Source organism: Streptomyces sp. NPDC059785 (assembly GCF_042732375.1).
In the GTDB taxonomy this organism is placed as follows: Bacteria; Actinomycetota; Actinomycetes; order Streptomycetales; family Streptomycetaceae; genus Streptomyces.
Genome location: NZ_JBHWHV010000124.1, coordinates 1 through 6,381, shown reverse-complemented (window position 1 = coordinate 6,381; position 6,381 = coordinate 1). Strand labels below are relative to the sequence as shown.

The window sequence follows — 6,381 nt, the reverse complement described above, 5'->3', positions numbered from 1 at the left end:
GCCCCCTGCGGGGGGTGCGGCCGGGGGGGGCCCCGAGGGCCGGTAAGGGCCGGGGACTTCGTCGTTGGTCGCTGTCACCGGGGCCACGTTAGATGGTCACCGCGGGGGGGTGCGGGGCGGGTTCCACCTGCCCGGCACGCGCGCGTCTGCCTAGGGCTGCCTCACCCCTCGTCGGTCTTGTCCAACGGCACCTTCGTGACCTGGGTGCCGCGGGTGGCCTTCGTGACCTGCGCGGTCTCCGGCGCCCGCCCGCCGCGCGGCTCGGTCCCGCTCGCCTTCCCGTTCCCGTCCGCCTTCCAGTCCGCCTTCCCGTTCCCGTCCGCCTTCCCGTCCGCGTTCCCGTTCCCGTCCGCGTTCATCGTCGCGAGGAGCCGGCGGGCCAGGCCGAGCCCCGTACCGCCCATGGTGAGCGCCTTGGTGAACATGTCGGACATCCCGTCGGCGCCGTTGAGCAGCACCATGTGATCGACGTTGTCGAAGGCGCTCGCGCCCGCCCGCACGATCTCCGGCCAGTTCTCGGCGAGTTGCTGGGCGACCACGGCCTCCTGGTTCTCGGCGAGCGCGGCGGCCCTGGCCTTGATGGCCTCCGCCTCCGCGAGACCCTGCGCACGGGTCGACTCGGCCGCCGCGAGCCCCTTCGCCTGCGCGGCCGCGGCCTCGGCCTCACCGGTGGCCCTGGTCGCCGTCGCCGAGGCCGCGCCCCGGGTCCTGGTCGCCTCGGCCTCCGCGGTGGCGGCCGTCTTGACCCTGGTCGCCTCGGCCGCGGCGGCCAGCTCCGTCTCCCTGGCCTTGGCCTCGGCGGCGGAGATCCGCGCGTCCCGCTCCGCCTCGGCCAGAGTGCGCTTCTCGTACGCCCTGGCGTCGGCCGGCTTGCGGACATCGGCCTGGAGCTGCTGTTCACGCCGGTGCGCCTCCAGCTCGGCGACGCGCGTCTCCTGGACGACGACCTCCTGGCGGGCGGCGGCCTCCGCGAGCGGCCCGGCCTGCCGGGCACCGGCCGCCGCCTTGTCCCGCTCGGCCTGGTAACCGGCCTGGAGGATCTCGCTGTCCCGGGTCGCCTCCGACATCCGGGACGCGGCCAGCTGCTCGGCCTCGGTGGCCAGCCGGTTCGCCTCCGCCTGCGCTATCCGCGCGTCCCGCTGGACGGCCGCGGCGTGCGGCATCGCCAGGTTCTTGATGTACCCGGTCGGGTCCTCGATCTCGTGGATCTGCAGCGAGTCGACGATCAGCCCGAGCTTCTCCATCTCCGTACCGCAGGCGGCCCGGGTCTGCCCGGTCAGCTTGTCCCGGTCACGGATCATGTCCTCGACCGTCAGCCCGCCCACGATGGACCGCAGATGACCGGCGAACACGTTGTGCACCCGCTCCGACATCAGCCGCTGCTGGTCGAGGAAGCGGCGGGCCGCGTTGGCGATCGACACGAAGTCGTCGCCCACCTTGAAGATGACCACGCCCCGCACCTTGAGCGGGATGCCCTGGTGGGTCACGCAGTCCACGGACAACTCGGTCTCGTTGAGGTCGAGCGACAGCTTGCGCACCGCCTGCACGCCCGGCAGCACCAGCGTGCCGCGCCCCGTGACGATGCGGAAACCCATGCCTTCCTCGAGGCCCTCGGTGCGGTGGTTCGAACCGGAGATGACCAGTGCCTCGTTGGGCTCCGCGACGCGCCACATGAGTTTGAAGACGACCACTATGAAGATCAGCGCGAGAGCGACGGCCCCCGCTACGACGCCGATGAACATCGGCAACGCCCCCTTTGCCTGGTGCCCTTCCGGCACCGAACGAACGGGAGTGTGCGCCCCGTCCCGCGCCCGGGGACAGACGCGGGCTCAATCTTGTTGCCATCTTGACGCCTACGGCGCTGACCTGGGCCGGAAGTCCGCCGTCCGGGCCCTCACCGGGGCTCTCAGCCGTCGTACGCCGCCGACACGTAGACCGTCCTCGGCGGCAGGTGGTCGACCACCATCACGACGGTGCCCGGCTCGATGCGCTCCCGCGCCGCGGGGTAGGCGAGGAAGTGCTCGGCACCGCCCCGCACCCGGACGATCACCTCACCGACGAGCCCCGGCCCGACCGTGCCGGTGACCCGCCCCATCAACCCGACCATCGACGCGTCGTCCATGGTCACAGGGTAGGGGCGGAGCGCTCGGATCCGGCCGCCCGGGACGCGCCTCATCGCGCCGCGCGGACCGCTCCCGGACCGTTCCGGGACCGTTCCTGGACGGCCTCGGAACCGTCCCCGTGCCGTGTCCCGACCCACCGCTACCGGCCCGGACCGGGAGTGAACTCCGTTCAAGATCACGGGAGTTGCCGCCCTGTGCCTCCGCGCCGCGTCCCGACACCGCAAGCTCCCCCGGCGGAAACCGTCCCGTCGCGCTTCTGCAAGGATGCGGTACGTCATGGTGCAGATACCAAAAGATCCCGCCCCGCCCCCGCCCGTACCGCACTCCGTGCCGACCAGTGCCGACGTGGCACGGCTCGCGGGTGTCTCGCGCGCGACCGTCTCCTACGTTCTGAACAACACCAGCGCCGTCCGGATCAGCGAGCCCACCCGGCGCCGCGTCCACGAGGCCGCGGAGGAGCTCGGGTACGTGCCGCACGCCGCGGCGCGCAGCCTGCGCGCCGGGCACAGCCGCATGGTCCTGATGCCCGCGCCCGACGTGCCCGTGGGCCCGCTCTACAGCCAGTTCCTCAGCGAGCTCCAGTGGGCGCTCGGCCGGCTCGACTACACCGTCGTGCAGTTCGGCAGCGTCGGCGTGCGCGGCGACGAGGCCGCCCGCGCCTGGGCCGAACTGCGCCCGGTCGCCGTCCTGGTGCCCGGCAGCGGGCTCGGACCGCAGGGCGTGTCGGTCCTGAAGCGGTCCGGGGCCAAGGCCGTCGTCACGCTCGGCACCGAGAGCGTCGAGGGCGCGCACGCCCTGCTGATGGACCACGAGGGCGTCGGGTACGGGGCCGGTGCCCACCTCTTCGCCCGTGGCCGGCGCCGGATCGGCGTCGTCGTCCCCGAGGAGCCCGGTCTCGCGGCGTTCTCCGGACCCCGGCTCGAAGGCGTACGGCGGTCCGTGCGCCGCACCGACGCCACCGTCACCGAACTCCCGCTCGCCTACACCGAGTCGGCGGCGGCCCGGCTCGCGGCGCGGTGGCGGTCCCTGGGCCTGGACGCGGTGTTCGCGTACAACGACGAGTACGCCATGCTGCTGATGCGGGCCCTCCAGGACGAGGGCGTCGCCGTCCCGGCGGAGACCGCGGTGATCGGCGCCGACGATCTGATGCTCGGCAGGCTGCTGCGGCCGCGGCTGAGCACGGTCCACATCGAGCTCCCGGCCGGCCGCGACCTCGCCGAACTGGTCGACCGCGCGGTACGCGAGCCGGCCGCGGCCCCGGAGACCCACAAGGTGCAGGGCGCGCGGGTGGTACACCGCGCGTCGAGCTGAGACCGGCCCCCGGGGGCCGGGCGCCGCCGGGGGCACGGCTGTTGAGCTGCCGCCCGTTCGGGCTCGCACGGCGGTGGACCAAGGCGGTGGCTCCCGTCGGTGGCGCACGGAGGTGGACCACAGAGGTGGCTCACGGAGGTGGCCCACGGAGGTGGCTCACGGAGGTGGACATGGCAGCGGGCCATGGTGGGCGGGCTGCGGTGGGCGGGGCCATGAAGCCTGGGCCGCGACGGGCGGTCCCACGGCGGGAGGGCCGTGGCGGGCGGCTGGTCACAGGAGGGTCGCGACGGGCGGCCCGCGACGAGCGGGGCCACCAAGGCCGGGCCGCGATGGGCGGGCCACGGCGAGAGCCGTGGCGGACGGGCCACGGTGGGCGAGCCGCGACGCGCGGCCGCACGACGAGCGGCTGTGACGGGCGGCTCTCGACGAGCGGGGCCATCGCGGCCGGGCCGCGGCAGGCGGGCCGCGAAGGCAGGGCTACGACGGGCGGGGCCGTGAACGCCTGTGCCGTGGCGGGAGGTCTGTGACGGGCGGCCGGTGACGGGCCAGGTCGCGTGGGCCGGGTTGCGTACGGGAGGGCCGGGGCCGGGCCGCGACGGACGGTTCGCGACGGATGGTCCGTTGCGGGCGGGGCCGTGAACGTCTGTGCCGCGGTGGGAGGTCTGTGACGGGCGGCCGGTGACGGGCCAGGTCGCGTGGGCCGGGTTGCGTGCGGGAGGGCCGGGGCCGGGCCGCGACGGACGGTTCGCGACGGATGGTCCGTTGCGGGCGGGGCCGGGTAGGCCGGGCCGTGACGGATGGTCCGTTGCGGGCGGGGCCGCGAAGAGCAGGGCCGTGGCGGGCCGGGCCGCGGCGGGTGGTGGCGGTGGTGGTCGCCGGTGTGCCCGCCGCGTTCCGCCCGGTGCTACTCCCCGTCCCGCTCGGGCTGCTGCGCCTGCGCGGCCTCCGCGGCCTGCTGCTCGACGACCGCCTTGCGGACCTCGTCCATGTCCAGCTTCCTGGCCTGCCCGATGACGTCCTGCAGCGCGGGCTCCGGCAGGGCGCCCGGCTGGGCGAAGACGGCGACCTGATCACGGACGATCATCAGCGTGGGGATCGACTGGATGCCGAAGGCCGCCGCCAGCTCGGGCTGCGCCTCCGTGTCGACCTTGCCGAAGACCAGATCGGGATTGTCCGCCGCGGCCTTCTCGTAGACCGGGGCGAACTGCTTGCACGGTCCGCACCAGTCCGCCCAGAAGTCGATCAGGACGAATCCGTTCTCCGTGACCGTCTGGTCGAAGTTCTCCTTGGTGAGCTCCACGGTGCTGCTCATGGCTGTTTCCCTCTTCCTGATCTTCCCGGGGTCCGCGCGACGGCGGCCCGGCCGCCGTGCACAACATTGCCCTACGTGGGCGTATTCCGCGCACGTACCCATGTGGCCCCGGCGCACACCACCCAGCAGACTGACCCCATGACGGAAACGGAATCCATCGCCTACGACGTAATCGTGCTCGGCGCCGGACCTGTGGGGGAGAACGTCGCGGACCGCACCCGCGCGGCCGGCCTCTCCACCGCGGTCGTGGAGAGCGAGCTGGTCGGCGGCGAATGCTCGTACTGGGCGTGCATGCCCAGCAAGGCCCTGCTGCGCCCGGTCATCGCCCGCGCCGACGCCCGCCGCGTACCGGGGCTGCGACAAGCGGTACAGGGACCTCTCGACGTCCCCGCGGTGCTCGCCCACCGCGACTACTACACCTCGGACTGGAAGGACGACGGCCAGGTCGAGTGGCTGAACGGCATCGGAGCCGAGCTGTACCGGGGCCACGGACGGCTGACCGGCACCCGCGAGGTGACGGTCGAGGGCGCGGACGGCGGACGGCGCGTGCTCACCGCCCGGCACGCCGTCGCGGTCTGCACCGGCAGCCGCGCGGCCCTGCCCGACCTGCCGGGGCTCGCCGGGGTCAAGCCCTGGACCAGCCGCGAGGCCACCAGCGCTCACGAAGTGCCCGGCCGCCTGATCGTGGTGGGCGGCGGAGTCGTCGCCGTGGAGATGGCCACCGCCTGGCAGGCGTTCGGCTCCCAGGTCACCCTGCTCGTCCGCGGCGAGGGGCTGCTGCCCCGCATGGAGCCCTTCGCCGGCGAACTGGTCGCCGAGGCGCTTGAAGAAGCGGGCGCGAAGGTGCGCACCGGGACCTCCGTGACCTCGGTGACCCGCGAGAACGGGACCGTCGTCGCGGTCACCGACGGCGGCGACCGCATCGAGGCCGACGAGATCCTCTTCGCCACCGGACGCGCGCCGCGCACCGACGACCTCGGTCTGGAGAGCGTCGGCCTGAAGCCCGGCTCGTGGCTGGAGGTCGACGACACGCTGCGGGTCGACGGCAGCGACTGGCTGTACGGGGTCGGCGACGTCAACCACCGCGCGCTCCTGACCCACCAGGGCAAGTACCAGGCACGGATCGCCGGTACCGCCATCGCGGCCCGCGCGTCCGGCGGGCCCGAGCTGGACACGGACGCCTGGGGCGCGCACGCGGCGACCGCCGACCGCGCGGCCGTACCGCAGGTCGTCTTCACCGACCCGGAGGTGGCGGCCGTCGGCCTCTCCCTCGCCGAGGCGGAAGCGGCCGGGCACCGGGTGCGCGCCGTCGACATCGACCTCGCGTCGGTGGCAGGCGCGGGCCTGTACGCGGACGGCTACCGCGGCAAGGCCCGGATGGTCGTGGACATCGCCCGTGAGGTGGTCGTCGGCGTCACCTTCGCGGGGCCCGCGGTGGGCGAGCTGATCCACTCGGCGACGATCGCGGTCGCCGGCGAGGTCCCGATCGGCCGGCTGTGGCACGCGGTGCCGTCGTACCCGACGGTGAGCGAGGTCTGGCTGCGGCTCCTGGAGGCGTACCGGGACCAGTAGCGGACCCGTATCCCCGTAACCCTGTCCGAACTCCGACCGTTCCCCGGTCTCGGTGCGCACGGG

At 74.0% G+C, this 6,381-nt stretch carries 5 protein-coding genes; 2 read left to right on the top strand and 3 right to left on the bottom strand.

The window, feature by feature from the left end; all coding sequences use genetic code 11:
* Nucleotides 1–161: 161 nt before the first annotated feature.
* Nucleotides 162–1,742 (bottom strand): flotillin family protein, encoded by a 1,581-nt coding sequence (locus ACFV6E_RS42645; RefSeq protein WP_385177611.1) that lies wholly within the window; start codon nucleotides 1,740–1,742, stop codon nucleotides 162–164.
* 164 nt (nucleotides 1,743–1,906) lie between these two features.
* Complete coding sequence (locus tag ACFV6E_RS42640; protein WP_385177610.1) at nucleotides 1,907–2,122, bottom strand: hypothetical protein; 216 nt, start codon at nucleotides 2,120–2,122, stop codon at nucleotides 1,907–1,909.
* Between the two features lie 277 nt (nucleotides 2,123–2,399).
* Between ACFV6E_RS42640 and ACFV6E_RS42635 the strand changes: the two genes are divergently transcribed.
* Nucleotides 2,400–3,434: a LacI family DNA-binding transcriptional regulator gene (locus ACFV6E_RS42635; protein ID WP_385177608.1), complete on the top strand. Its 1,035-nt coding sequence runs from the start codon at nucleotides 2,400–2,402 to the stop codon at nucleotides 3,432–3,434.
* A gap of 904 nt (nucleotides 3,435–4,338) precedes the next feature.
* Here ACFV6E_RS42635 and trxA read toward each other — a convergent pair.
* The gene (trxA, locus tag ACFV6E_RS42630; protein WP_385177607.1) at nucleotides 4,339–4,746 is read right to left on the bottom strand and encodes a thioredoxin; all 408 of its coding nucleotides are present in this window, start codon (nucleotides 4,744–4,746) and stop codon (nucleotides 4,339–4,341) included.
* 138 nt (nucleotides 4,747–4,884) lie between these two features.
* Here trxA and ACFV6E_RS42625 point away from each other — a divergent pair, with 138 nt between their 5' ends.
* Nucleotides 4,885–6,318: a dihydrolipoyl dehydrogenase family protein gene (locus ACFV6E_RS42625; RefSeq protein WP_385469138.1), complete on the top strand. Its 1,434-nt coding sequence runs from the start codon at nucleotides 4,885–4,887 to the stop codon at nucleotides 6,316–6,318.
* Nucleotides 6,319–6,381 lie beyond the last annotated feature (63 nt).